This is a genomic window from Nocardia sputorum (assembly GCF_027924405.1).
GTDB classification, from domain to species: Bacteria; Actinomycetota; Actinomycetes; order Mycobacteriales; family Mycobacteriaceae; genus Nocardia; species Nocardia sputorum.
Genome location: NZ_AP026978.1, coordinates 6681018 through 6705218, shown reverse-complemented (window position 1 = coordinate 6705218; position 24201 = coordinate 6681018). Strand labels below are relative to the sequence as shown.

Below are 24201 nucleotides of genomic sequence, written 5' to 3'. Positions count from 1 at the left end.
GAATCGACTTGCCCACCCGGCACCGGTTCTGTGTCACCCCGAGCACGAGACACCCCCCGGCCTGCGAAATAAAGGCAGTCGATTCATTGGACGCACCCAGACCCGGATCGGTTCCGCCGCAACATGATTTATGTGTCATGCATCCCCGCGTAGACGGCTCCGAAATCGGCTCGCACACCACTGCCCGCCGGACGTGCTTCCTGGAAACGGCCCGCCCCGCGCGGCCCGGCCTGCGGCAACTCCGCAGCCTGGTACGACCGCCGGCGAAGGCCGCCGGCGCCCGCGTGACCGGTTGTCGCATGTCGATCAGTGCTATGTCCGCGCCCTGCGATCCGGGGCAACCAGCCGCGCCCGCACAATGGCAGATGGTGGGCCGCCATCTGTCATAGATCGTCAGCGCCCGATTTCTGGTCGTTGCTCCCGGGTCCCGGTACGGCCCGCGCGGGGCAACGATTCGATATCGGCGCGTGAGTTACCTGCTCGGTAGTGACGTAGCGAGTGCGGTCGCGCACGTCGCGACGAGTACGGTTGACCTCTATGCGGAAGACGCCCCTGCTCGTCCTCGCCGTTCTCGCCGCCGTCGCGACCGCCTGCTCGAACGGCGGCTCCACCGAATCGGCGTCGTCGAGCACCACCACGCGGGAAGCGACCACCGCCGTGATCCCCGCGACCAGCGCGGCGCCGCCGGACTGCAACGCGGGGTACCTCGGGCAGTTCACCACCCGCGAGAAGCTCGCGCAGTTGCTGACGGTCGGCGTCACCGGCGCCGACGACGCGACGAACGTCGTGCGAAACGAGCAGATCGGCGGCATCTTCGTGGGCGGATGGACCGACCAGGCGCTGCTCGCCTCCGGCCAGATCGCGCAGGTGAAGCAGGCGGCCAAGGTGCCGCTGATGGTGACCATCGATGAGGAGGGCGGCCGCGTCTCGCGGGTGCGCGACCTGATCGGCGCGGCGCCCTCGGCGCGGGAGACGGCGCAGACCATGACCCCCGAGCAGTTCTACGACGCGACGCTGACCAGGGGCCGCGCGCTGAAGGATCTCGGCGTGACGGTGGACTTCGCTCCCGACGTGGACGTCAGCTCCCAGCCGGACGACTCGGTCATCGGCGACCGCTCCTTCTCCGACGATCCGGACGTGGTCACCCGCTACGCGGACGCCTACATCCGCGCCATGCGCGAGGTCGGCGTCGGCACGGTGATGAAGCACTTCCCCGGGCACGGATCCGGTTCGGGCGACTCGCACACCGGAGCGGTGCGCACCCCGCCGCTGGATCAGATGCAGAACGTGGATCTGGTGCCGTTCCGCAACCTGATCGGCTCGGGCGCGGGCGTGATGGTGGGTCACCTGGACGTGCCCGGGCTGACCACCCCGGACGTTCCGGCCAGCATCAGCCCGGAAGCGATGCGGTTGCTGCGGGACGGCACCGGATACGGCGCCGCGCCGTTCTCCGGGGTGATCTTCACCGACGATCTCGGCGGCATGGCGGCGATCACCAGCCGGATGTCGATCGCGGACGCCGTCGAAGCCGCACTGGTCGCCGGCGCGGACAATGCCCTGTGGATCACCACCGACGCGGTGCCGCAGGTGCTGGACCGGCTGGAGCAGGCGGTGTCGGCTGGACGACTGCCGATGGCGCAGGTGGATGCGTCGGTGTTGCGGGTGGCGGCTTACAAGGGTGCGTTGCCGCGCTGCTGAGGCGCGCCGCACGGCGGAGTCGGGCGACTGGTGAGCAAATCGGACCGCCGGAACTTACCTTGGAGTAATATATGAGATTAACCTGTGGTAGGAGTGTGGATGGCGGGCGGTACGAAGCGGCTTCCGCGGGCGGTACGCGAGCAGCAGATGCTCGACGCCGCCGTGGAGGTCTTCTCGCGTAAAGGCTTCCACGACACGTCGATGGACGCGATCGCCGCCGAGGCGAAGATCTCGAAGCCGATGCTGTATCTGTACTACGGATCCAAGGACGAACTGTTCCGCGCCTGCATCCAGCGGGAGGGGATGCGCTTCATCGAATCCGTCGCACCCGCGGGGAACCCCTTGCTCACGCCGCACGAGCAGGTACGCACCGCGCTGGAGGGCTTCCTCGGCTTCGTCGATCGCAACCGCCGCTCCTGGCAGGTGCTCTACCGGCAGGCCATCGGCCAGCAGGCATTCGCCTCGGAGATCGAGAACGCGCGCGAACGCGTCATCGAGCTGACCGCCAAACTCCTGGAGTCCAGCGCGAAGCACGCCGAGCCGGGCACCAATTTCGACGTCGTCGCGGTCGCCGTGATCGGCGCGGGCGAGGCCATCGCCGACCGGCTGGCCAGCGGGCGGATCGAGGTCGCCGAGGCCGTCGATCTGCTCGACGATCTGGCCTGGCGAGGTCTCGCCGGACGGAAGAAGACCGAGTAGCCCGCCTATTGCCCGAACCGGTTGCTTCCGCGCCGCCCTCCTGCCACAGTGCGTGAGTTCGCACAGCGCGGACCGGCTCCTTCGGCGAGCCGGAGAGAAACGGGGCGGAAGTGTTCGGGTTGCTCAGGCCGTGTGCGCACGGCGCTCAGAAGTATGGAATCGATGCGGCCGAATGGCGGGCGCATCTGTGCGGTTTGTGTCTCGGGCTGCGGGACGGGCACGGTCAGTTCGCCCGCGCCACCACCAACAAGGACGCGCTGGTGCTGAGCATGCTCACCGAGGCGCAGTCCGGTGCTGTGGCCCGCACCACCGCGGCGCCGTGCGCGCTGCGCGGCATGCGCCGCGCGTCGGTGGTCACCGCCGACTCGCCCGGTGTGCAACTCGCCACCACGGCATCGTTGCTGTTGGCGGCGGCCAAGATTCGCGATCACGTGGACGACGGTGACGTCTCCGCGCTCGCGCGCGGGCCGCTGGCGAAAGCCGCGACGCGCTGGCACGGCGAGGCTCGCGCCGGCGCGGCGCGGATCGGCCTGGACGTCGAGCCGCTCGTCGCCGCGCTCGACGCGCAGGTCGGCTTGGAGCGGGAGGCGAAAGAGCTTGCCGCCGTGAGGGGCTCGGGTCCGGTCGCGAGATCGGTGCCGGAAGCCCTTGCCGCGTCACCGTATTGGCACGCGGCGATGGCGGAGTCGTCCGATCCGCTGGACCGCTTGACCGCGCCCACTCAGCTGTGCGCGTCGGCGTTCTTCGCCCACACCGCCGTGCTGGCCGACCGTCGGGACAATATCGAGGCGTTGCGTGCGGCGGGGTGGCAGTTCGGCCGGATCGCGCATCTGGCCGACGCGGTCGCCGACTACGACGACGACGCGGCCCACGATCGCTTCAACCCGCTCGCCGCCACGGGCACGACCGTTCCCGAGGCCTACGATCTGCTGCGGCAGTCGAATTCGCGCCTGCGCGCGGCCGTCGCGGCGGCCGAACTCAGCAGCGTGCCCACCGTGCGCTGGATGCTGCTCGACCCACTGACCGCGGTGCTGCGGCGGCTCGGCGGCGGGCTGGGAACGCTTGCCGCGCACACGTGCTCGGTGTCGTCCGAAGGGGCTTCCCGCGCCGGGGTCGCCGTCCACGCGCGCACCGGGCACCGCCCGCCGACCCGGCGGCCGGGAGTGGGCGAATCCCTCGCGCTCATCGTGGGCGGTTACTGCACCGGCTACGCGTGCTGCGCCGACCACACGCAACCGTGCACTGGCGAACGCAAGGACGCGTGGATCAAGAACTGCGACTGCAGCGACTGCGGCGAATGTGATTGCGGCTGCTGCAATTGCGGGGACTGCAACTGCTGCGACTGCGGGTGCGACTGCTGATTCGAAGACGCGCGGCGGCGAGCCGGCCGCGCGGATGTGTAACGGAGGCGGCCCCAGCCGATCCCGCCAAGCACGAAGCCGCACCCGATTCGCGAATCGGGTGCGGCTCCGGTTCCGCTCAGCGCAGGGTCGCCGTCAGATGCGGGTATCCCTTCTTCGGGTGGCGCAGCGCCAGATCCCACCCGCCTTCGGCCTGATCGGCATACAGGTTGACGGTGGAGGGCAGCAGGATCGGCTTTCCGAACTTGGCCGAGTAGGTGGTCTGCTCCGGAATGCGGCCCTCGACCGCGCCGAGAACGGTCGCCGCCGACCACATGCCGTGGGCGATCGACCGTGGGAAGCCGAATGCCTTGGCGCCCAGCGCCGACGTATGGATCGGGTTGTGGTCGCCCGACGCGGCCGCGTACCGGGTGATCGTCTTCTGATCCACCCGCAGCGTGCGCAGCGGCGGCGGCGGAACCTCGTCCGGCTTCGGCTCCTGCTTCGGCCCGCCCGACAGCGAGGTGCGCTGCTGGTGCAGGAACGTGGTCACCTGGTGCCAGACCTGCTCCCGGCCCACCTTGATGTCGCTGATCGCGTCCACGAGCAGACCCTTGGGGTGCTCACGCAGATTCTCGATGTGCGTGCGAATGTCCAACGGCTCGCTCACCGAGATCTCCCGGCTGCGCTCGATGACGTTCTGCGCGTGCACCGCGCCCACCGCGACGAACGGGAAGTCCCGCGCCACCACCAGCTGCATGGCCAGTGGGAAGGTGAGGATGAACGGATAGGTCAGCGGGAGCGCGTCGCCGAACCGCAGACCGGTCGCGCGGCAGTAGGCGGCCAGATGTTCCGGATCGACCCGCAGCCCCTCGAGCTGCACCGCCCGGTCCGGCAGCGTCGGCTTGCGCGCCGACAGCAGCGGCACGGCGCCGAGCGCGGCCTTGACGAACAGGCGGCTGTTCTTCGGCGGTTCGGTGAGGCTGATCACCTGGGTCTTCTCCTTGCCTGCCGGAGCCTGGGTCATCATGCTCCGATCAGGCTCTGCCCGCAGACCCGCACGACGTTGCCGGTCACCGCGTTCGACGCCGGGCTCGCGAAGTAGGCGATGGTCTCGGCGACGTCCACGGTCTGGCCGCCCTGCAGCAGCGAACTCATCAGCCGCCCGGCCTCGCGGGTGGCCAACGGGATGGCGGCGGTCATGGCGGTCTCGATGAAACCGGGCGCGACGGCGTTGATGGTGATGTTCTTCTCCGCCAGCTTCGGCGCCTCGGCGTTCACCATGCCGATGACGCCCGCCTTGGAAGCGCCGTAGTTGGTCTGCCCGCGGTTGCCCGCGATGCCCGCGATCGAGGACACGTCGATCACGCGGCCGCCCTCCTTCAGCGCGCCCCTGGCCACCAGGCCCTCGGTGATCCGGTGCGGCGCGGCGAGATTCACGTTGATGACCGCGTTCCACCGGCCCTCGTCCATGTTCGCCAGCAGCTTGTCGCGGGTGATGCCCGCGTTGTGCACGATGATGTCGATGCCGCCGAAACGCTCGGTGGCGAACTCGGCCAGCTTCTCCGCCGCGTCGGGCGCGGTCACGTCGAGCGCGAGCGCGGTGCCGCCCACCTTGTTGGCGGTCTGCGACAGCGCCTCGCCCGCGGCCGGGATGTCGGCGACGATCACCTGGGCGCCGTCCCGGGCGAACACCTCGGCGATGGTCGCGCCGATGCCGCGCGCCGCGCCGGTCACCACCGCGACCTTGCCGTCGAGCGGGCGGTCCCAGTCGGCGGGGGCGCTCGCGTCGTCCTTGCCGACCCGGATGACCTGGCCGTCGACGAACGCCGACTTGGCCGAGAGCAGGAAGCGCAGGGTCGACTCCAGGCCGGTCGCCGTGGCGGACGCCTCCGGGTGCAGGTAGACCAGCTGAGCGGTGGAGCCGCGCAGCAGTTCCTTTGCCACCGAGCGGGTGAAGCCCTCGAGCGCGCGCTGCGCGATCTGCTCGTCCACGCCGGAAGCCAGCTCCGGGGTGGTGCCGATGACCACGATCCGGCCGGACGGGGTGAGGCTGCGCAGGGCGGGCTGGAAGAACTCGAACAGCTGGGAGAGGTCTTCGATGGTGCCGATGCCGGTGGCGTCGAACACCAGGGCGCCGTACTTGGTGCCCTGGCTCAGCGCGTCGGCGAAGGTGTAGTCCGACAGCAGGGCGCGCACCGGCTCGGCGACCCGGCCCTTGCCGCCGATCAGCACCGGCCCGGACAGCGGCGGCTCGCCCTTGACGTAGCGGCGCAGCGTCTCCGGCTTCGGAAGGCCGAGCTTGCCGGCCAGGAACGCGCCAGGCGCGGAGTGTACGAACGATCCATAGAGGTTGGGAGCACCCTTGCTCTTGCTGGCTGCCACTATTCCTACCTTTTCTGAGTTCTGTCTCTCGGGTCTGGGGTATCGCCCCGGCGTGGTCTGCTCGCGCACTTTTGCGGGGGTACGTGTCGACATTAAACTTACTCCAGAGTAAGTTTAATGTAAACAACCGCGACGGGGCGCCGAGCAGCGCGGAATGTCCGCGCTCGACCGGGCCGCCGGGACACCCATCCACGAGACCTTGGAGACTCGAGTGACTAGCAAAGCCCGTTCGGCGAAGAACACCGCCAAGACCGGTAAGACCACCCGTCCGGTCGCGATCGTGGGCGGCAACCGGATTCCGTTCGCTCGCTCCGACAAGGCGTACGCGCACGCCTCCAACCAGGACATGTTCACCGCCGCGCTGGACGGGCTGGTCAGCCGTTTCGGCCTGCAGGGCGAGCGGCTCGGCATGGTCGCGGGCGGCGCGGTGCTCAAGCGGGTCGGCGAGCACGGCCTGATCCGGGAGAGCGTCCTCGGCAGCAAGCTCAGCCCCTACACCCCGGCGCACGACCTGCAGCTGGCCTGCGGCACCGGCCTGCAGGCGATCGTCACCGTCGGCGACGCGATCGCGGCGGGCCGGATCGAAGCGGGCGTGGGCGGCGGCACCGACACCACCTCCGACGCCCCGATCGGCGTGAGCGAGGGCATGCGCGAGTGGATGCTCGACGCCAACCGCGCCAAGACGAACAAGGACCGTCTCAAGCTGGTCGGCCAGCTGCGCCCGAGCATGCTCGGCATCGAGATCCCGCGCAACGCCGAGCCGCGCACCGGCTTGTCCATGGGCGAGCACGCCGCCATCACCGCCAAGGAATTCGGCATCCCGCGCGAAGCCCAGGACGAGCTGGCCTACCTGTCGCACAAGAACATGGCGGCCGCCTACGACCGCGGCTTCTTCGACGACCTGATCACGCCGTTCCTCGGCCTGACCCGCGACGACAACCTGCGGCCGAACTCCTCGATCGAGAAGCTGGCGACGCTGAAGCCGGTCTTCGGGGTCAAGGCGGGCGACGCGACCATGACCGCGGGCAACTCCACCCCGCTGACCGACGGCGCCTCCGCGGTGCTGCTGTCCAGCGAGGAGTGGGCGGCCGAGCGCAACCTGCCGGTGCTGGCCCACCTGGTCGACAGTGAGGTCGCGGCGGTCGACTACATCCACGGCCCCGACGGTCTGCTGATGGCGCCGACCTACGCGGTGCCGCGCCTGCTCGCCCGCAACGGCCTGACCTTGCAGGACTTCGACTACTACGAGATCCACGAGGCCTTCGCCTCGGTGGTGCTGGCCACCCTGGCCGCCTGGGAGTCCGACGCCTACTGCAAGGAGCGCCTGGGTCTCGACGGCGCGCTCGGCTCGATCGATCGCAGCAAGCTGAACGTCAACGGCTCGTCGCTGGCCGCGGGTCACCCGTTCGCCGCCACCGGCGGCCGCATCGTGGCCTCCACCGCGAAGCTGCTGGCGGAGAAGGGCTCCGGCCGCGCGCTGATCTCCATCTGCGCCGCGGGCGGCCAGGGCGTGGTCGCCATCCTCGAGCGCTGAGTCGCGCACGAGGGCGGTCCGGTCGGAATTCCGGCCGGACCGCCCTTGTGTTTCCGCCGCCTATTTGCCGGGGAGCTCGATGTGCCCGCCGAAGGCTTTGCGCATCGCCGAGAGCACTTTGTCCGCGTACAGCGCTTCGCCCCGCGAGGAGAAGCGCGCGAACAAGGCGGACGACAACACGGGCACGGGCACACCGGTGTCGATGGCCGCGTCGATCGTCCAGCGGCCCTCGCCCGAGTCGGACACCCGGCCGCTGTAGGAATCCAGGTTCGGATCCGCGTGCAGGGCGGCCGCCGTCAGGTCGAGCAGCCAGGACGCGACCACCGACCCTCGACGCCATACTTCGGTGATCTCGGGCACATCCAGGTCGTACTGGTAGTACTCGGGATGCTCCAGCGGCGTCTCCTCCGCGGAGAATTCGCCGGTGTGCTCGGCCCCATAGTTGGCCCGCCGCAAGATGTTCAACCCTTCGGCGTAGGCGGCCATCGCCCCGTACTCGATGCCGTTGTGCACCATCTTCACGAAGTGGCCCGCCCCCACCGGCCCGCAGTGCAGATAACCCAGCTCGGCCGTGGACGGCTCGCCGGTGCGTCCCGGTGTCCGTTCCGCCGACTCGAGGCCCGGCGCGATGGATTTCAGCAGCGGGTCCAGGTGCTTCACCGGCTCGGACTCGCCGCCGATCATCAGGCAGAAACCGCGAGTCAGGCCGAACACCCCGCCCGAGGTGCCGATGTCGACGTAATGAATGCCCGCGGGCTTCAACCGTTCGGCGCGCGCGAGGTCCTCGTGGTAGCGGCTGTTGCCGCCGTCGATGACGATGTCGCCCGGTTCGAGCAGCTCGGCGACCTGGTCGATCACCGCCCCGGTCGCGCCGGCCGGGATCATCACCCACACCACGCGCGGCGTCTCGAGCATGCCGACGAATTCGGTGAGGTCGGTGCTCCCGCGGAAGCGGTCCCCGAGCTCCGCGCGCAATTCGTCGATGTGCGCGGAGTGACGCTCGTATCCGACGGCGGTGTGTCCGTCCCCGACGACGCGACGCACGATGTTCGCGCCCATCCGGCCGAGGCCGATCATTCCCAGCTGCATGCCATCCATCTCCCTCGTGTATGCGAAGTCTTGCGGCGGGGTCGTCTCGATTCTCCCGCGTGGGATCGGTCACGGTTCGGCGCGCGGATGTAACGCCGCTCGCGGAGACCCGATAAACAGTTCGGCTCCGCGCAGTTGCCAGACCCCCGACCCGGCAACTGCGCGGGCCTCTTTGTGTGGTGTACCCGGTTCCCCGCTCGGAATGTGCGCTATGCCCGAGCTGTGCCGATCGCTGTCGGCGGGGACCACTATGTTGGTGGGGACTCGCATCGGCGCGGGTCCACAATTCAATCGAACGGGGAGGACGGTTCGTGACGAGCCAGCCGAGCACCGGAGGACGCGGCCCACAGCCAGGGGGCGAAGTCGGATGGCGCCAGCTCCTCGGGGCCGAGCGCCCCCAAGGATCGGACCGGTCGGTCGCCTGGAGCGGCGACGAACAGCTCACTCAACCTCTGCAAACTACCCGGCGACGGCCCGCGCCGCCCGCACCCCGCCGTGCGCCCGCGCGTCGCCCGGTCTCCACTCCGCCGCCGAAGCGCTTGGACAGCGCGACCGTGCGCCGGGCGGGTATCGCGGTCGGCGCCGTGCTCGCGGTCGCGGGTCTCGGCTACGTGGTGGACTTGGTGATGTCCTCGGGCGAGGTGCCGCGCGGCACTGTCGTGGCGGGCGTCGAGGTGGGCGGCATGGACACCTCCGCCGCCGATGCGCGGCTGCGTGCCGAACTCGAGCCGAGGGCGGGGCGGGAGCTGCCGCTGCGCATCGGCGACGTGCAGACCCGCATCGTGCCGAGCGCTGCCGGACTGGGCGTGGACTGGGACGCCACCTGGTCGCGGATCGGCTCCCAGCCGCTGAATCCGTTCACCCGGCTCGCTTCCTTCGTCACCAGCCGCGACGTGTCGATCGTCAGCGCGATCGACGAACCGGCGCTGGATCGTCAGCTCACCGAGTTGCGGGTGCACGACCGGGCTTCGGTCGACGGCACCGTCACCTTCGACAAGGCCAGACCTGTTGCCGTACCTCCCGTTCCGGGGCGGGTCCTCGACGTCGCCGCCGCGCGTACGGAATTGGCCGACCGGTGGGTCACCGGGACCACGGTGGACCTGCCCGTCGTCCCCGCGCCGTTGCAGGTGCGCCCGGAGGCCGTGGACAAAGCCCTGCGCGAGGTCGCCGAGCCCGCCGTGCGCGCGCCGATCTCGTTCGCGGGCAAGGGCGGCTCGGGCAAACTCGATCCCGAGCAGATCGCGTCCGTCCTCGCCTTCGGCCCGGACGGGCAGGGCGGTCTGGCCGTGTCGGTGAATCAGGACGCCGCGATCGGTCTGCTCGCGCCGCAGCTGGCCGGCACGGAGGTCGAGCCGAAGGACGCGACGTTCGCGGTGTCGGGCGGCAAGCCGTCGGTCGTGCCCGCCGTGGTCGGCGACAAGATCAACTGGCCGAAGACCTTCGAACAGTTCACCGCGCTGCTGGTCGCGCCGGGCGAGCGGACCGCCCAGGTGGTCTACGAGCGGATCGAACCGAAACTGACCACCGAGGCCGCGCAGGGGCTCGGCGTGATCGAGCCCGTCGGCTCGTTCACCACCGGCGGTTTCAGCGGTCCCTCCGGGGTCAACATCCGCACGGTGGCCAAGAAGGTCGACGGCGCGATCGTGAAGCCGGGAGAAACGTTCTCGCTCAACGAGTTCACCGGTCCCCGGGGCACCGCCGAGGGCTACGTCGAATCCGGCATCATCGACCACGGCCGCCCGAGCACGGCGGTCGGCGGCGGCATCAGCCAGTTCGCCACCACCCTCTACAACGCGGCCTATTTCGCCGGCCTCGAGGACGCGGGCCACACCGAGCACAGCTACTACATCTCCCGCTATCCCGCCGCCCGCGAAGCCACCGTGTTCGACGGCGCGATCGACCTGAAGTTCCGCAACAACACCCCCACCGGCATCTACATCGAAACCGTCGCGACCAGCACGGATATCACCGTCCGACTGTGGGGCACCAAGACGGTCGACGTCGAATCCATCACCGGCGAGAAGACCAAACCGACCGAGCCCAACACCATCACCCTGCCCAAGGGCAAGGACTGCATCGCTTCCGAGGGCGCCCCGGGCTTCACCATCTCCGACACCCGCGTCATCACCGACCGCAAAACGGGCCGCGAAGTCTCCCGCAAGACCCGCACGGTGAAGTACGACCCGATCCCGGTCGTGAAGTGCGAGTGAGGACGTAACCTCCGTGAGCGAGAGTCCGCCCTGTCACACGCCGGACGGGCGGACTCTCGCAATTCTCACAGCGGTGTCTTCATCAGCAGCACGTTGTACTGGGTGTGCTGCGTGACCAGGAAATACAGATCGCGGCCGGTCTGGTAGGGGTAGATCATGGGCGCGTAGGCGGTGGGGAGGGCGCGGGCGTCGATCAGGACGCGGGGTTCGCTCCACGGCCCTTCCGGCGCGGGGGCGGTGCGCAGGACGACGCTGTTGGCCGGATCCGTGGTCAGCATGACGTACTGGCCGAGGTAGTCGTTCCACATCACCGAGAGCTCGGCGACGCCGCCGACGATCGGTGCCGCGGTCTTGGCGTCGGTGGGCTTCCACTCCTTGCCGTCCCAGTATTCGTAGGCGTCGATATTGGCGATATCGGATTCCTTAGCCCGAGAGACGAAGCCGGGGTTGTTGCGGCCCGCGGGGGTGCCGTAGCGGTAGACGTAGCCGCCTCCTTTCAGGAAGGCGTTCTGCTGGAAGTTCTCGTGGCCGTCGACGTTGGCCCGGCGGGTGTGGGTGAGTTGCGTCCAGGTGGTGCCGCCGTCACCGGAGGCGGCCAGGGTGGCGAAGTTGGTGTTCCACTTCCCGTGGTCGCCCCATTCGCGGACCGACATCAGGCTCATGTACTGCACACCGCCCACCGCGATGCCCGCGGTGGGGATCAGGCTGATCTCGATGCCCGGGATCTTGGGACTCGGCAGCGGGTTCGGGACCACGTCGTCGAAGAGGATGCCCTTGGCCGGGTCGTGCGAAGAACTGCGGAACAACACGTTGCTGGTCCAAGCCCAGATGCTGCCCGCGAGAAGATTGGGGACGCCCAGACCCGCGCTGTCGCCGAAGGCGGTGATCATCCGGCCGTTGCCGTCGTCCCACATGATGCCGAGGTCGGTGCCGAGCACGTTGACGCTCTGCGTGCGATTCGGGCTGTCCATGCCGGTCACCTGGAACACCGCTTCGGTCGGTCCGGGCAGTTGGGGCAGGCCGTGAATGCCGTTGAGGGCCGGGATCGGGATGACGTTGTTCGGGTCGGCTCCGGCGGGCGCGGCCGCGGCCACCGCGAGGACCGCGGCGAGCGCGCCGGTTCGGGCGAGGGCGGACAGCGATCGGCTCATGCTGGGTCATTCTGCCCGCTCGCCGTCGCGCTGTCGCCTACATCCGCGCCCGAGCCTCGGGCGTTCGGCCGATCGTCACCAGCCGGAAAAGCCACCACGGGCGTTCCGGGAGTTCGGGGCTGTAGACCCGCATGCTCATCGTGCGGACCCGGCCCGTGGCGAGCTCGCGCACCCGCAATCGGCGGCGCGGGATGTCCGCGGCGCTGACTTCGGTGGTCCACATGCGGTCCCAATCGGGGGAGCGGCGGCAACGTTCGGCGATCTGCTCGACGCGCTCGCGCGGCGCGAGGGGGGACAGGAAGCGGAAGGCGTCGACGAGCAGGTGCGCCTCCACGGCCCAGTCCACCATCACCCGCCGGGCCGCCGCGTCGAGGAACATCCACTCCAGCACGTTCCCTCGGGCGACCGCACCCGGGAACACGCGCTGATAGGCGGAATTGGCCTCCACCAGATCCTGCGTGGGCATCCGCTGATAGCAGGCCGGGTCGGGAAGGCTGTGCAGGTCGGCCTGGTCGTCCGGAGTCGGCACGTCGGGGCCGGGTCCGTAGGCCGCCGCGAAGAAGCTCGGCTGGGTCAGCGCGACGATGTGCTTGCGGTACCAGATCGGCACCTCGAGCGCGTCGAACAGACGCTGCAGCAGTGGGTGATTCGGCGCTACCGCCCCGGTTTCGATCTGGTCCAGCCCGGCCTCGGTGAGCCCCGCGCGCGCCGCGAGATGGGCGGCGGTCAGCCCCGCGGCGAGGCGTCGTTCGCGCAGATAAGCGCCGATGCCAGTTGCGATGCGCGTCACCTCGGGCACCTCTGCCGACATGTCAAGTGTCGAGCTGTGTGAAGCGGGAGGTTCCTGTTGCCCCCCGGGAGCACGCAATCTACCGGAGAGAATCGGCGCCGAGCGGTGATCGAACGTCACGAAACGACAAATCTAGACGACGACGGCCCGGAGAAGATCTCCGGGCCGTCGTGCCGTATGCGGCTGCCTCGCCGTCGCTCGGTCCGGCCGCTGTCTGCGGACGGACTACCGCGTCATCGAGGCGGGCGGGCGCGCGTCAGAACGCGGCTTCGTCCAGCTCCATGATGTCGTTGTCCAGGTTGGACAGCACCGCGCGGGTCGCGGTCAGCTCCGGCAGGATGTTGCGGGCGAAGAACTGGGCGACCGCGATCTTGCCGTGGTAGAACGCCTCGTCGGCGCCGGTCGCGCCGTTGTCCAGGGCCGCGATGGCGACCTCGGCCTGGCGCAGCAGCTGCCAGCCGATGAGCAGGTCACCGACGGAGAGCAGGAAGCGCACCGAACCCAGGCCGACCTTGTACAGCTCGCTCGGCTGCTCCTGGGCGCCCATCAGGTGGCCGGTGAGCGTGGCGGCCATGGCCTGCACGTCCTCCAGCGCCGTGGCCAGCAGCTTGCGCTCGCCCTTCAGGCGGCCGTTGCCTGCCTCGGCGTCGATGAACTTCTGCACCTGGCCGGCCACGTGGGCCAGCGCGACGCCGCGGTCACGGGCGATCTTGCGGAAGAAGAAGTCCTGCGCCTGGATGGCGGTGGTGCCCTCGTAGAGCGAGTCGATCTTCGCGTCGCGGATGTACTGCTCGATCGGGTAGTCCTGCAGGAAGCCGGAACCGCCCAGGGTCTGCAGCGACTCGGTCAGGTACTGGTAGGCCCGCTCGGAGCCGACGCCCTTGACGATCGGCAGCAGCAGGTCGTTGACCCGCGCGGCCAGGTCCGCGTCCGCGCCCGAGACCAGCTGCGCCACATCGGCGTTCTGGTGGGCGGCGGTGTACAGGTACACCGCGCGCAGGCCCTCGGCGTACGCCTTCTGGGTGGCCAGCGAACGACGGACGTCCGGGTGGTGGGTGATGGTCACGCGGGGCGCGGCCTTGTCGGTCATCTTGGTCAGGTCGGCGCCCTGGACCCGCTCCTTGGCGTAGTCCCGCGCGTTCAGGTAACCGGTCGACAGGGTCGCGATGGCCTTGGTGCCCACCATCATGCGGGCGTGCTCGATGACCTCGAACATCTGCGCGATGCCGTTGTGCACCTCGCCGACCAGCCAGCCCTTGGCCGGGATGCCGTGGCCGCCGAAGGTGACCTCACAGGTGGCCGAGACCTTCAGGCCCATCTTGTGCTCGACGTTGGTGACGAAGACGCCGTTGCGCTCGCCCAGCTCACCGGTCTCGTGGTCGAAGTGGAACTTCGGCACGAAGAACAGCGACAGGCCCTTGGTGCCCGGCCCGGCGCCCTCGGGGCGGGCCAGCACCAGGTGCATGATGTTCGGGAACAGGTCGTCGGAGTCGGCGGAGGTGATGAACCGCTTGACGCCCTCGATGTGCCAGGTGCCGTCTTCCTGCTTGATCGCCTTGGTGCGGCCGGCGCCCACGTCGGAACCGGCGTCGGGCTCGGTCAGCACCATGGTGGCGCCCCAGCCCTGCTCGGCGGCGATCTGCGCCCACTTCTTCTGCTCGTCGGTGGCGTTGTTGTAGAAGATGTTCGCGAAGCCGGGGCCTGCGGCGTACATGAAGGCGGCCGGCTGCGCGCCCAGGATCAGCTCGGCGACGGCCCAGTAGGCCGCGCGCGGGATCGGCAGGCCGCCGAGCTCCTCGGCGATGCCCAGCTTGTCCCAGCCGCCGTCCTGCAGGGTGCGGTAGCTCTTCTTGAACGACTCCGGCAGTGTGACCGTGTGGTTCTCGGGGTCGAAGACCGGCGGGTTGCGGTCGGCGTCGGCGAACGACTCACCGAGCGGACCCTCGGCCAGGCGACGCACCTCGTTGAGCATCTCCTTCACGGTGTCCGTGTCGAGATCGCCGTAGGCGCCGCTGTCCAGGATCGACCCGAGGCCGAGAACCTCGAAGAGGTTGAACTCCAGGTCGCGGACGTTGCTCTTGTAGTGACCCATTGTCAGTACTCACTCTCCGTTGAGTTGGTGCGGTCGGTATGGTTGCCGTTCCCGCCCGTTGTTCGCTCCACCGGGGTAGTCGTGCCGGTTTTCCGCATGCTACTCGCGGGTAACTTATGCAACATATTACCGGCCGGTAATGACTGCGCAAAGAGCTGAGCAGGCAATGTGACGCGTTTTACAGTGTTTGATTTGCCGCGCCTTCGCGCGGCGTGTTCGCGGCCCCCTTATGACTCGCGTTCGAGCGACCGCCGCTTGCTCCTTCGTCGCTTACGCGGCGGCCACTCGAACGCGAGCCGGGCCGCGAACGGCGGATGCTCGGTCTCGCTTCGCTCGGAAGACGGGGTTGCGGTGTGCCCGACGTGCAGGCATCCGACCTCGGTACTCGTATAGGTAGCATCGGGCGCTCTCGAGTCGATCGGTGCTTGCGGTTCTGCTCGGCTGCCGATGGGCGGGATGCGGTGCGGTCGGCCCTTGCGAAAGACGAGCGAGCCGGACTGGTGGTGGTTCCGCCGCACGGTGTGACGGCCAGGGATCTAGAGCCGGACGGCGCGTTTGGGCAGGTCGATAGTCGGCAGCGGCGGTGCGGCTTCGCGGGTGATGTGGAACCGGCGCGGCAGAATGACTTCAATGCTGATCGAGACGAGTGCCGGGCCGGCTGAGGTCGAGCTCGAACAGCCGCGTAGGCCCGCGTTTCTGCTGCTGCTCACGCATGGCGCGGGTGGTGGGGTGGAGGCGAAGGACCTGCTCGCGGTGCGGGATGCCGCGCTGGGGTTGGGAGGCGGGGTCGCGCGGGTGGTGCAGCCGTATCGGGTGGCGGGGCGGCGGGCGCCGGGGTCGGCGGTCAAGCAGGACGAGGCGTGGCTGGAGGTCGTCGCTCAGTTGCGCGGGCGCAAGCGCATTCCGTTGATTCAGGGCGGGCGCAGCAACGGGGCTCGGGTCGCCTGCCGGACGGCGGTCGCGGCACGGGCCCGAGGTGTGCTCGCGCTCTCGTTCCCGTTGCATCCGCCGGGCAAGCCGGAGAACTCGCGCCGGGACGAACTACTCGCTCCCGGCGGCATCGAGGTGGTGGTCGTCAACGGAGCCAACGACCCGTTCGGCATTCCCGATCCCGCCGACGCCGCGGAGGTCCGCGTCATCCCGGGACAACCGCACGCGTTCCGTGCCGGGTTCGACCTGATCGCCGAGACCGTCACCCCCTGGCTGGAGCGCTGGTCCTGAATCCCTACTCGGCCGGGCGGGTGGCGATGACCAATGCGTCGATCGCGTCGCCCGTTTCGGTGGGCCGGTAGACGCGGTCGGCGAGGCGCACGCGCACCTGGCTCGCCGCCGCCAGGGGGCCGAGATCGGCGACGATGTCGTCGGGAGTGAAGAGGATGGCCGGGTCCTGCGGCCCGCCGCAGCCGTCGGTGATGTTGGTGGTGTCGTGGCCGAGCACGAGCAAGGTGCCCTCCGGAGCGAGCAGGCCGGCCGCCTTGCGGACCAGCGCGCGGCGCGGCTGCGCGGGCAGGTGCAGGAAGACCATCAACACCAGCTCGAACGGCCCGGTGATCCCTGCCTCGTCCAGGTCCGTGACATCGGCGCACTGCCAGGTGATGCGACTGCGGACCGAGCGGGACAGGCGCGAGGCCACGGTGCGGCCCTTGTCGATGCCCACTTGGGAGTAGTCGACGGCGTGCACCTGCCAGCCGTGCGTGGCGAGCCACAGGGCGTTGCGGCCCTCCCCGCACGCCAAGTCGAGCGCGCGGGGGAGCTCCGGCGCCTCGCCCTCGGGTGTGGTCTGCAGGGGCGCACGGCGTTCCAACCCGTAGACGTGCTCCACCACGGTGTTGTTCGGCGGTGCCCCCCAGACCAATTCCGTTTGCGCGTAGCGCTCGTCCCAGTCGGCCGCGTCCATATCTCGAGTCTATTGATCGCGCGGCCCGTACTCCGGGGGTTGCCCGAGTCAGTCCGATACCTGCGAGAGCCAGTGCACCGGCGTGGTCTCGCGCAGGTGGATCAGCACGTCGAACGCGTCGACGAGCGAGGCGAGCCGGATGTTCGCCGTGGCGTCGGCCGCCGGGTCGTAGACGCCGCTGATGGTGCGCAGCTTCGCCGGGCCGGTCAGCCACTCGCGGACCGGTTCCGGCGCAGAGGCGCGCAAGTCCACGTAATAGGCCGGGAGTTCGACCGCACCCAGTGCGGCATCGACCAAGTCCGGCTGCGGGTCGGGCGCCACGGTCGCGCCGAGATCGCCGTGGTGGAAGCCGATACCGACGGACACGTACCCGTCACCCAGCTCAGCGCGCAAATGACTTCCGGTACCGCGGAATTCGGTCGAGCCGAGCACGATCGGAAGACCGCTGGTGTGCGCGAGCCCGTCCCAGTAGACGATCTTGGCGCCGGTCGAGCGTCGCCGTTCCAGCACCCTTTCCGCGGCGGGCCGTTCGTCCCGGGCGAATCCTCGGTTGGCGACGCTCTGCCGGTGGAAGTCGAGGATCAGGCGGGCGTGGCCGAGCGCCGTGGTGCGCTCGCTCGTGTCCGGCAACTCCGCGAGCAGCGCGAGGGCATCCTCGGCGTGCTCCACGAACGGGCGGCCGGGGTGGGTGCCATGGTGACGCTGGACATGCTCGTCGACCTGGTGTGCGGTGCGGATCGGGGCGAGGTGCGCCTCGATCGCGGCGAACCGGTCGGGAGCTGCCCGGCGCACATAGTCGAGCACCGCGTCGTAGTCGCTCGGCTCGGCATGCGGCGGTTCGACGCCGAAGATGCGCACCGGGTCGTCCGGATGCGCCAGGTTGTACGCGCGGATCCATCGCAACGTGGCCACCGATTCCTCGGTGCGCCATGGCCGCCAGGCGCCGGCGAGCACGGTTTCCGGGTCGCCGGCGCCGTCGGTGACGAACCGGTCCCAGCGCTCGCCGGAGCGCGCGCTGTCCTGAATGGCGAGCGCGCGGAAGCCATGCCGTTCGACCAGTCCGCGAAACAACCGCTCGCGCACCCCGAAGGTCTGCCGGGAGAACCGCGTCGACTCGCCCAGACCGACCACGGTGGCGGCGCCCAGCCGCGCGATCAGTGTGTCGAGATCCGCGCCGGAGGCGTCCGGATCGGAACTGTCGATCGCGACGGCGTTGTCGCGCAGCCAGGCGCGGACGTCGACGGTGGTGTTGAGCATGGTGCCTCCCGGAAATGCGAACGATCCAACGCGGTGCAGCCTCATACATCAACTAATGTTGAGGTCAAGTACCGCGTCGGATCGCCGTTCCGGACTACAGCGTGGTGCGCATCAGCAGGACGTTGTACTGGCTGTGCACCGTCGTGAGGAAGTACAGATCGCGCCCGGTCTGGTAGGGGAAGATCGAGGGTGCGTAGGCGCTGGGCAATTCCCGAGTGTCGATCAATACTTCGGGTTCGCTCCACGGGCCGACCGGCGAGGACGCCCGCCGCATCACCACGGAGTTGAATCGGTCGGTGGTGAGCGAAATGTATTGGCCGAGATAGGCGTTATACATCACCGACAGCTCGCCGACGCCGAACATGATCGGCGCCGCGGCATTCACGTCGTTCTTTCGCCATGCGTGGCCGTCCCAGTATTCGTATTCGGCGAGATTCGCGATATCCTGCGCACGCACGCGGGCGACGTGGGCGGTGTGATTGCGTCCGGACCGCGTGCCGTATTCATAGATGTATCCGCCGTCCGAGAGGAAGGCGTTCATCTGGAAGTTGGCGTTCCCACCCTCGTTGTTCCGCCGCGTTTCCGGCAGTTCGGCCCAGGTCTCGCCGTTGTCCCCGGAGACGGCGAGTCCGGAGAAATTGGTGCTCCACTGGCCGACGTCGTCCCAGGTCTTCACCGACATCAAGCTCATGAACTGCACGCCGTCGACCGAGATGCCCGCGGTGGGGATCCGGCTGATCTCCAGGAAGGGAATCTTCGGGCTGGGAATCAAGTCGCGCGCCTGGCCGAATACGTCGCGCACCACGCTGTCGAAGAAGATGCCCTCGGCCGGATCGGTGGTGTGGCTGCGCAGGAGGATATTGCTGCGCCAGGCCCACATGCTGCCCGCGAGCAGATTGGGGAATCCGACGCCCGCGGTGTCGCCGAACGCGGTGAGCATTTCGCCGTGCCCGTTGTCCCACATGATCCCGAGATCGGTGCCGAGGACGTTGTAGGTCTGGGTGTTGTTCGGGCTGGCCATGCCGGTCACCTGGAAGACCGCCTTGGTGCGGCCGAGCAGATTCGGTAATCCGGTCGTGCCATTGAGCACGGGAATCGGATTGATGGCGTTCGGATTGGCGATGGCGGGGGTAGTCGCCGTGAAGAGCAGGGCCGAGACGCCCGTCAGCGCCGAGAGCAGGAAGGATGCGGTCTTGAGCACTGTCTGTGAGCCCTCCGGTTTCTTCCCGAGAGCGGTGCGAAACACAGACGTCCCGCGATACACAGACCCTTCGCAGCGTGCCTCGCACCACTAGTCGACTGGCTGGCAAATCGTGCAAATGCTAGCAGTGGAACCGGTCGCGAGGAGCCTTCTCCGACAGATTGGCAAATTTGTAGCTATCTTGCTGGGGAGCGGCCGATCGCCTTACGGATGATCAACGGGAATTGGGTCGCGCGCTCGACGGCGAGGGTTCGCCGGGTGGATGCTGCCCACGACTTCTCGAAGAGTCGCTTGGCGGCGGCGACCGCGTGGGGCGACCTCGTCGCGAGGCGGTCGGCGAGCTTCTCGGCCTCGGCGACGGGGTCCGGCGCCAGCTCGGTGACCAAGCCGATCCGTGCGGCGTAGGCCGCGTCCACGGTGTCCGCGGTCATCGCGAGCAGGAGGGCTTTGTCCATGCCGATCAACCTGGACAGCGTCGCCGCGCCGGTCATGTCCGGAACCAGGCCGTGCTTGACTTCCATGACGGAGAACTCCGCGTCGGGAGTGGCGAAACGGACGTCCGCCGCGAGCGCGAGTTGCAGCCCGCCGCCGTAGCAGCGCCCGTGTACGGCGGCGATCACCGGCACGGGCAGGCGGCGCCAAGCCCAGCACGCCTCCTGGAAGGCGTTCGTGCCGCGCCAGGGCAGGGGAACGAAGTTGCGGACGATTGCCAGAGGGTCGCTGGTGGCTGCGGCGACGTCCAGTCCGCTGCTGAAGCTGGGTCCGTTGCCGGACAGAATCACCGCCCGCACATCGCTGCGACGAGCTACCAGCTTCGCGCTGGCAACCAACCCGTTGAGCATGTCGATGGTCAGGCCGTTGTGTTTGTCCGGCCGGTCCAGCGTGACGTACGCGCGATGGTCGTCGAACCGCACGGCGATGTTGGTGCCCATTCCCGAATCTTACTCACGAGTCAGTTGTGCCGCGCGCGCTGTTGCCGGAGGCCGCGGCCTCTGCTCTAATCGGACTCGAGTTACCGTCAATGTTGACGGTTCTGGAGCGGAGGACACATGCTGCCAGCCGGAATGGACCCGAGAACGCCGGTGCTCGTCGGCGCCGGGCAGGTCGTACACCGACCGGGTGAGCCGGGCCTGCCCGGTCCGGTCGAACTCGCCGCCGAGTCGCTGCGCCGGGCGGGCGCCGACAGCGGCGTCGGCGACCGGCTGCTGCGGTCGGCCGATCTGATCGCCGCCGTTGCCCCGGTCAGCCGCCCCTACGGCGACTTGGGCGCGCTCGTCGCGGCCGACCTCGGCGTCACCCCGAGAAGAACCGTGCAGTCGGTGCGTTTCGGCGGTGACGCGCCGCAGCGGCTACTCAACAGCGTCGCCCAGGCCATCGCCGACGGCCGCTCGGACGTCGCCCTGCTCACCGGGGCCGAAGCGGTGTACTCGGGGACGGCGGCCGCGCGGACCGGCACGGCGGTGGACTGGCCCGATCAACCCGAGGACGTGGGCCCCGACGAGATCATCGGCTCCGATCGCGGCCCGAACTCGGATATGGAGACCGCCGCGGGCCTGTGGGGCCCCGTGTATTTCTACGCGCTCATGGAAACGGCGCTGCGCCACAGACTCGGGTCGAGCGCGGCCGCGCACAACGAGCGGATCGGTGCCTTGTGGTCGCGGCTGTCGGAGATCGCGGCGCGCAATCCGTACGCGTGGCAGCCCACCGCGCAGTCCGCGGCCGACCTCGTGACGCCCGCGCCGGCCAACCGGATGGTGTCGACGCCGTACCCGAAACTGATGGTCGCGAACCTGACCGTCGACATGGGAGCCGGGCTCATCCTGTGCAGCGCGGCGGCCGCCGACGCCGCCGGTGTGCCACGGGACCACTGGGTGTTCCCGCACGCGGGTGCCACCGCGACCGACGAGTGGTTCGTCTCCGAGCGCGCGGACATGTCCCGCTCGCCCGCCATCGCCGCCGCGGGCAAAGCGGCGCTCGGTGCGGCGGGCATCGCGATAGACGATGTCGCGCACATCGACCTCTACTCGTGCTTCCCGGTCGCGGTGCAGATCGCGGCGGAGGAACTCGGCCTGCGGATCGATGATCCGTCCCGGCCGCTGTCGGTGACCGGTGGCCTGACCTTCGCGGGCGGGCCGGGCAACAACTACACGACGCACTCGATCGCGACGCTGTCCGGCATCCTGCGCGCGGAACCCGACGCCTACGGTCTGGCGACGGCGCTCGGTTGGTACAGCACCAAGCACGGTATCGGTGTGTACTCGGCCAGGCCGCCCGAGCGGCTGTTCCGTGCGATCGAGGCGGAAGTGCCCGCGGCGCGGCGCGAACCGGCGCCCGGGTACACCGGTCCCGCCACGGTCGAGTCCTACACCGTGGCCTACCGCAAAGGCCCCGCGCCCGACCGCGCCGACGAGCCGGAAGCCGTTGTGGTGAGCGCGCTGACGCCCGCGGGGACCCGCATACTGGTCCGGGCGTCGGATGCCGACACCCTCGCGGCGTTCACCGCGGGCGACCCGCTCGGCGCGGACGCCGAGCTCGCCGCGGACACGTTCACCCTGCTCACCGAGAGGAGCGCCCGATGAACGACTCGATCCTGATCGAGCGGCGCGACGCCATCACCGTGCTGACGGTCGACCGTCCCCAGGCGCGCAACGCGATCAACCTGGCCACCGCGCAGGCCATCGAGGCCGCCGTCGACGAGTTCGAAGCCGACGCCGCGGCGCGCGTGCTGGTGCTCACCGGTGCGGGCGGAACCTTCAGCGCGGGAATGGATCTCGTCGCCGCGTCGAAGGGCGAGATGCCGATGACGCAGCGCCGCGGTCCGCTCGGCATCACGGCGAAGCCCCCGGCGAAGCCGATGATCTCCGCGGTCGAGGGCTTCGCGCTGGCCGGTGGATTCGAGCTCGCCCTGGCAGGCGATCTCATCGTCGCGGCACGCGACGCGCAGTTCGGCATTCCCGAGGTCAAGCGCGGCCTGGTGGCCGCGGGCGGTGGCGTGCTGCGCCTGACCCAGCGGCTGCCGCGCAGCATCGTCGCCGAACTCGCGCTCACCGGGGGCCGGATCGGCGCCGAGCGGCTCTATCAGCTGGGCCTGGTCAACCGGGTCACCGATCCGGGCGCGGCACTGTCGGTGGCGCTCGAACTCGCGGCCGAGATCGTCGCCGCCGCACCGCTCGCGGTGGCCGCGAGCAAGCGGATCATCGACGAGTCGCCGGATTGGCCGGTCGCGGAGGCGTTCGCGAAGCAGGGCGAGATCGCCCTGCCCGCACTGATTTCCAAGGACGCCGCCGAAGGCGCGCTGGCGTTCGTGCAGAAGCGCGAGCCGCAGTGGCAGGGCCGCTGAGGGGCGGGCCGGGACACGTCCGGCAGCCGCAGGCGCAGCGCAGGGAGCGGATGCGCGCGCGGTTGCTGGACGCGGCGGTGGAAAGTCTGGTGGAAGTCGGTTACGCGGGCACGACCACGCTCGAGGTGCAGAAGCGGGCGGGCGTGCCGCGGGGGACGTTGCAGCACTATTTCCCCACCAGAGCCGACCTGCTCGCCGGCGCCGTCGAGCATGTGGCGCGTCGCCGATTCGACCAGCTGACAAGCGAATTCCAGGCCATTCCGGACGACGCGGACCGGTTGGAGACGGCCGTCGAGCTGACCATGCGGATGCTCAGCGGCCCGTCGTTCTGGGCGGCGCTGGAGATGTGGGTGGGCGCGCGGACCGATCCGGAACTGCGGGCGGCGTTCCTTCCGTTGGAGGTCCGCCTGTTCGAGCTGATGCACACCAGCATTCGCGACAGCTTCCGGCGCGAGTTCCCCGACGACCCCCGGGTGCCGACGATCACCGAGTTCACCATCGAGATCATGACCGGCCAGGCCCTGCGCGTGTTGCTCACCGGTGACATGTCCCGGAACCGGATTCTGCGGTACCGGTGGGGCAACGCCGTGCGCGTCCTGCTCGGCACGGCGGCCGCCGACACCTTGCTCGACCCGCCCGCGGACCGTAACGGGCAGACGCCTACCGCCGACGGGTGATCGTCTCCAGCAGGACCTGTGCGCAGCCCGCCGGGTCGTCGAAGAACGGCGTGTGCCCGCTGCCGTGCAGCGTGACGTGCTCGGCGTCCGGTAGAACGCTGCGCGCCCTGCGGCTCTGGGTCGCGTAGGTGAGCAGGATGTCGCGACTACCCCAGGCGATCGTCACCGGAATGTCGGCAAGCGCACGGATTTCGAGCGGCGGGACGTCGGTGAACGAGGCGATCGCCTCGTCGAATCCGGCCGCGTCCGCCGCGCCGAGTGCGGTGTCCAGCGCCACCTTCGCATCCAGCGCCCATGGTTTGCCGAAGACCAGCGAGAGGAAGACGGTCCGGCCCGCGGCGGTGCCGAGGACGGACGGAAGGGCGGGACGCAGCTTGCGCGCCAGCGCACGCGACTTGCCCAGCGACTGCTGGCACCACACCCGGCCCGCGGTGTCCCAGAACCCGATCGGCGAGTAAGCGGTCACCGAGCGGGCCAGCCCGCGGGCGCCCAGCTCGAGCGTGATCAGCCCGCCCATCGAGTTGCCCGCGAGATGCGGTTGTTCGATGCCCTGCGCCGCGAGGAATTCGGCGAGCGCCTCGGTGAGATTCGGTACCGTGTTGTGCGCGAGGGGGTGCGTCGATCCGCCGAAGCCGGGCAGGTCGACCGCGATCACTTCGTACGACGCGGACAGTGTGTCGATGATCGGCTCCCACACCCGCCATCGGCTTCCGACCCCGTGGACCAGCACGAGCGGCTCGCCCGCGCCGACGCGGTGATGGTGCAACGTCGTCATGCGCCAACCCTAACAGCAGTCACCTGTCGTCAGTTGGGATCGCGGACCGTGTGGCGAGGGCTGGGC

Annotated in this window: 20 protein-coding genes; 9 read left to right on the top strand and 11 right to left on the bottom strand. The window is 69.3% G+C overall.

Annotated features, from left to right (window positions below; all coding sequences use genetic code 11):
- Nucleotides 1-537: 537 nt before the first annotated feature.
- The 3 genes from QMG86_RS30255 (at nucleotide 538) to QMG86_RS30245 (ending at nucleotide 3758) form a co-directional block, all read left to right on the top strand.
- A complete protein-coding gene (locus QMG86_RS30255; RefSeq protein ID WP_281876230.1) occupies nucleotides 538-1698 on the top strand; it encodes a glycoside hydrolase family 3 N-terminal domain-containing protein in 1161 nt (386 codons plus the stop codon).
- A 99-nt stretch (nucleotides 1699-1797) separates the two neighbouring features.
- Complete coding sequence (locus tag QMG86_RS30250; RefSeq protein ID WP_039802917.1) at nucleotides 1798-2397, top strand: TetR/AcrR family transcriptional regulator; 600 nt, start codon at nucleotides 1798-1800, stop codon at nucleotides 2395-2397.
- A gap of 110 nt (nucleotides 2398-2507) precedes the next feature.
- Entirely contained in the window at nucleotides 2508-3758 is a 1251-nt protein-coding gene (locus tag QMG86_RS30245) for a DUF5685 family protein (protein ID WP_281876228.1), read from the top strand.
- Between the two features lie 118 nt (nucleotides 3759-3876).
- Here the strand turns inward: QMG86_RS30245 and QMG86_RS30240 are convergent, their stop codons facing one another.
- Nucleotides 3877-4764, bottom strand: coding sequence for a MaoC family dehydratase (locus tag QMG86_RS30240; RefSeq protein ID WP_281876227.1), 888 nt, complete (start codon nucleotides 4762-4764; stop codon nucleotides 3877-3879).
- On the bottom strand, nucleotides 4764-6122 hold the full coding sequence (locus QMG86_RS30235) for a 3-oxoacyl-ACP reductase (RefSeq protein WP_159846233.1): 1359 nt from the start codon (nucleotides 6120-6122) through the stop codon (nucleotides 4764-4766). Before QMG86_RS30235 ends, QMG86_RS30240 begins: the two co-directional genes overlap by 1 nt.
- Before the next feature lie 211 nt (nucleotides 6123-6333).
- Between QMG86_RS30235 and QMG86_RS30230 the strand changes: the two genes are divergently transcribed.
- Nucleotides 6334-7656 carry an acetyl-CoA C-acetyltransferase gene (locus tag QMG86_RS30230; protein ID WP_281876226.1) on the top strand — a complete coding sequence of 441 codons (1323 nt, stop codon included), beginning with the start codon at nucleotides 6334-6336 and terminating at the stop codon, nucleotides 7654-7656.
- Nucleotides 7657-7716: 60 nt separating this feature from the next.
- On the opposite strand, the gene gnd is transcribed toward QMG86_RS30230, so the two are convergent.
- Nucleotides 7717-8745 (bottom strand): phosphogluconate dehydrogenase (NAD(+)-dependent, decarboxylating), encoded by a 1029-nt coding sequence (gene gnd, locus QMG86_RS30225; protein ID WP_281881197.1) that lies wholly within the window; start codon nucleotides 8743-8745, stop codon nucleotides 7717-7719.
- A 311-nt stretch (nucleotides 8746-9056) separates the two neighbouring features.
- Here gnd and QMG86_RS30220 point away from each other — a divergent pair, with 311 nt between their 5' ends.
- Nucleotides 9057-10955, top strand: a complete 1899-nt coding sequence (locus tag QMG86_RS30220) for a VanW family protein (protein ID WP_434086129.1) — start codon at nucleotides 9057-9059, stop codon at nucleotides 10953-10955.
- 65 nt (nucleotides 10956-11020) lie between these two features.
- Here QMG86_RS30220 and QMG86_RS30215 read toward each other — a convergent pair whose 3' ends face one another.
- From QMG86_RS30215 to QMG86_RS30205, 3 genes are all read right to left on the bottom strand, one after another.
- On the bottom strand, nucleotides 11021-12106 hold the full coding sequence (locus QMG86_RS30215) for a glycoside hydrolase family 183 protein (protein ID WP_281876224.1): 1086 nt from the start codon (nucleotides 12104-12106) through the stop codon (nucleotides 11021-11023).
- Between the two features lie 37 nt (nucleotides 12107-12143).
- Nucleotides 12144-12896, bottom strand: coding sequence for a helix-turn-helix domain-containing protein (locus tag QMG86_RS30210; protein WP_281876223.1), 753 nt, complete (start codon nucleotides 12894-12896; stop codon nucleotides 12144-12146).
- Between the two features lie 256 nt (nucleotides 12897-13152).
- Nucleotides 13153-14988 carry an acyl-CoA dehydrogenase gene (locus QMG86_RS30205; protein WP_281876222.1) on the bottom strand — a complete coding sequence of 612 codons (1836 nt, stop codon included), beginning with the start codon at nucleotides 14986-14988 and terminating at the stop codon, nucleotides 13153-13155.
- Between the two features lie 630 nt (nucleotides 14989-15618).
- Here QMG86_RS30205 and QMG86_RS30200 point away from each other — a divergent pair.
- Complete coding sequence (locus tag QMG86_RS30200) at nucleotides 15619-16209, top strand: alpha/beta hydrolase family protein (protein ID WP_281876221.1); 591 nt, start codon at nucleotides 15619-15621, stop codon at nucleotides 16207-16209.
- 4 nt (nucleotides 16210-16213) lie between these two features.
- On the opposite strand, the gene QMG86_RS30195 is transcribed toward QMG86_RS30200, so the two are convergent.
- The 4 genes from QMG86_RS30195 to QMG86_RS30180 form a co-directional block, all read right to left on the bottom strand.
- The gene (locus tag QMG86_RS30195; RefSeq protein ID WP_281876220.1) at nucleotides 16214-16885 is read right to left on the bottom strand and encodes a class I SAM-dependent methyltransferase; all 672 of its coding nucleotides are present in this window, start codon (nucleotides 16883-16885) and stop codon (nucleotides 16214-16216) included.
- Between the two features lie 48 nt (nucleotides 16886-16933).
- A complete protein-coding gene (locus tag QMG86_RS30190; RefSeq protein WP_281876217.1) occupies nucleotides 16934-18142 on the bottom strand; it encodes an erythromycin esterase family protein in 1209 nt (402 codons plus the stop codon).
- A 94-nt stretch (nucleotides 18143-18236) separates the two neighbouring features.
- Nucleotides 18237-19343 carry a glycoside hydrolase family 183 protein gene (locus QMG86_RS30185; protein WP_434085479.1) on the bottom strand — a complete coding sequence of 369 codons (1107 nt, stop codon included), beginning with the start codon at nucleotides 19341-19343 and terminating at the stop codon, nucleotides 18237-18239.
- 176 nt (nucleotides 19344-19519) lie between these two features.
- Complete coding sequence (locus QMG86_RS30180) at nucleotides 19520-20275, bottom strand: crotonase/enoyl-CoA hydratase family protein (protein WP_281876216.1); 756 nt, start codon at nucleotides 20273-20275, stop codon at nucleotides 19520-19522.
- 117 nt (nucleotides 20276-20392) lie between these two features.
- Here QMG86_RS30180 and QMG86_RS30175 point away from each other — a divergent pair, with 117 nt between their 5' ends.
- Genes QMG86_RS30175 through QMG86_RS30165 form a run of 3 tightly spaced genes read left to right on the top strand, consistent with a single transcriptional unit; the run spans nucleotide 20393 to nucleotide 23360 of the window.
- Nucleotides 20393-21922, top strand: a complete 1530-nt coding sequence (locus QMG86_RS30175) for an acetyl-CoA acetyltransferase (RefSeq protein ID WP_281876215.1) — start codon at nucleotides 20393-20395, stop codon at nucleotides 21920-21922.
- Complete coding sequence (locus tag QMG86_RS30170; protein ID WP_281876214.1) at nucleotides 21919-22683, top strand: crotonase/enoyl-CoA hydratase family protein; 765 nt, start codon at nucleotides 21919-21921, stop codon at nucleotides 22681-22683. Before QMG86_RS30175 ends, QMG86_RS30170 begins: the two co-directional genes overlap by 4 nt.
- Entirely contained in the window at nucleotides 22668-23360 is a 693-nt protein-coding gene (locus tag QMG86_RS30165) for a TetR/AcrR family transcriptional regulator (RefSeq protein WP_281876213.1), read from the top strand. Before QMG86_RS30170 ends, QMG86_RS30165 begins: the two co-directional genes overlap by 16 nt.
- On the opposite strand, the gene QMG86_RS30160 is transcribed toward QMG86_RS30165, so the two are convergent.
- A complete protein-coding gene (locus tag QMG86_RS30160) occupies nucleotides 23344-24135 on the bottom strand; it encodes an alpha/beta fold hydrolase (protein WP_281876212.1) in 792 nt (263 codons plus the stop codon). The two genes, QMG86_RS30165 and QMG86_RS30160, sit on opposite strands and share 17 nt — an antisense overlap.
- Nucleotides 24136-24201 lie beyond the last annotated feature (66 nt).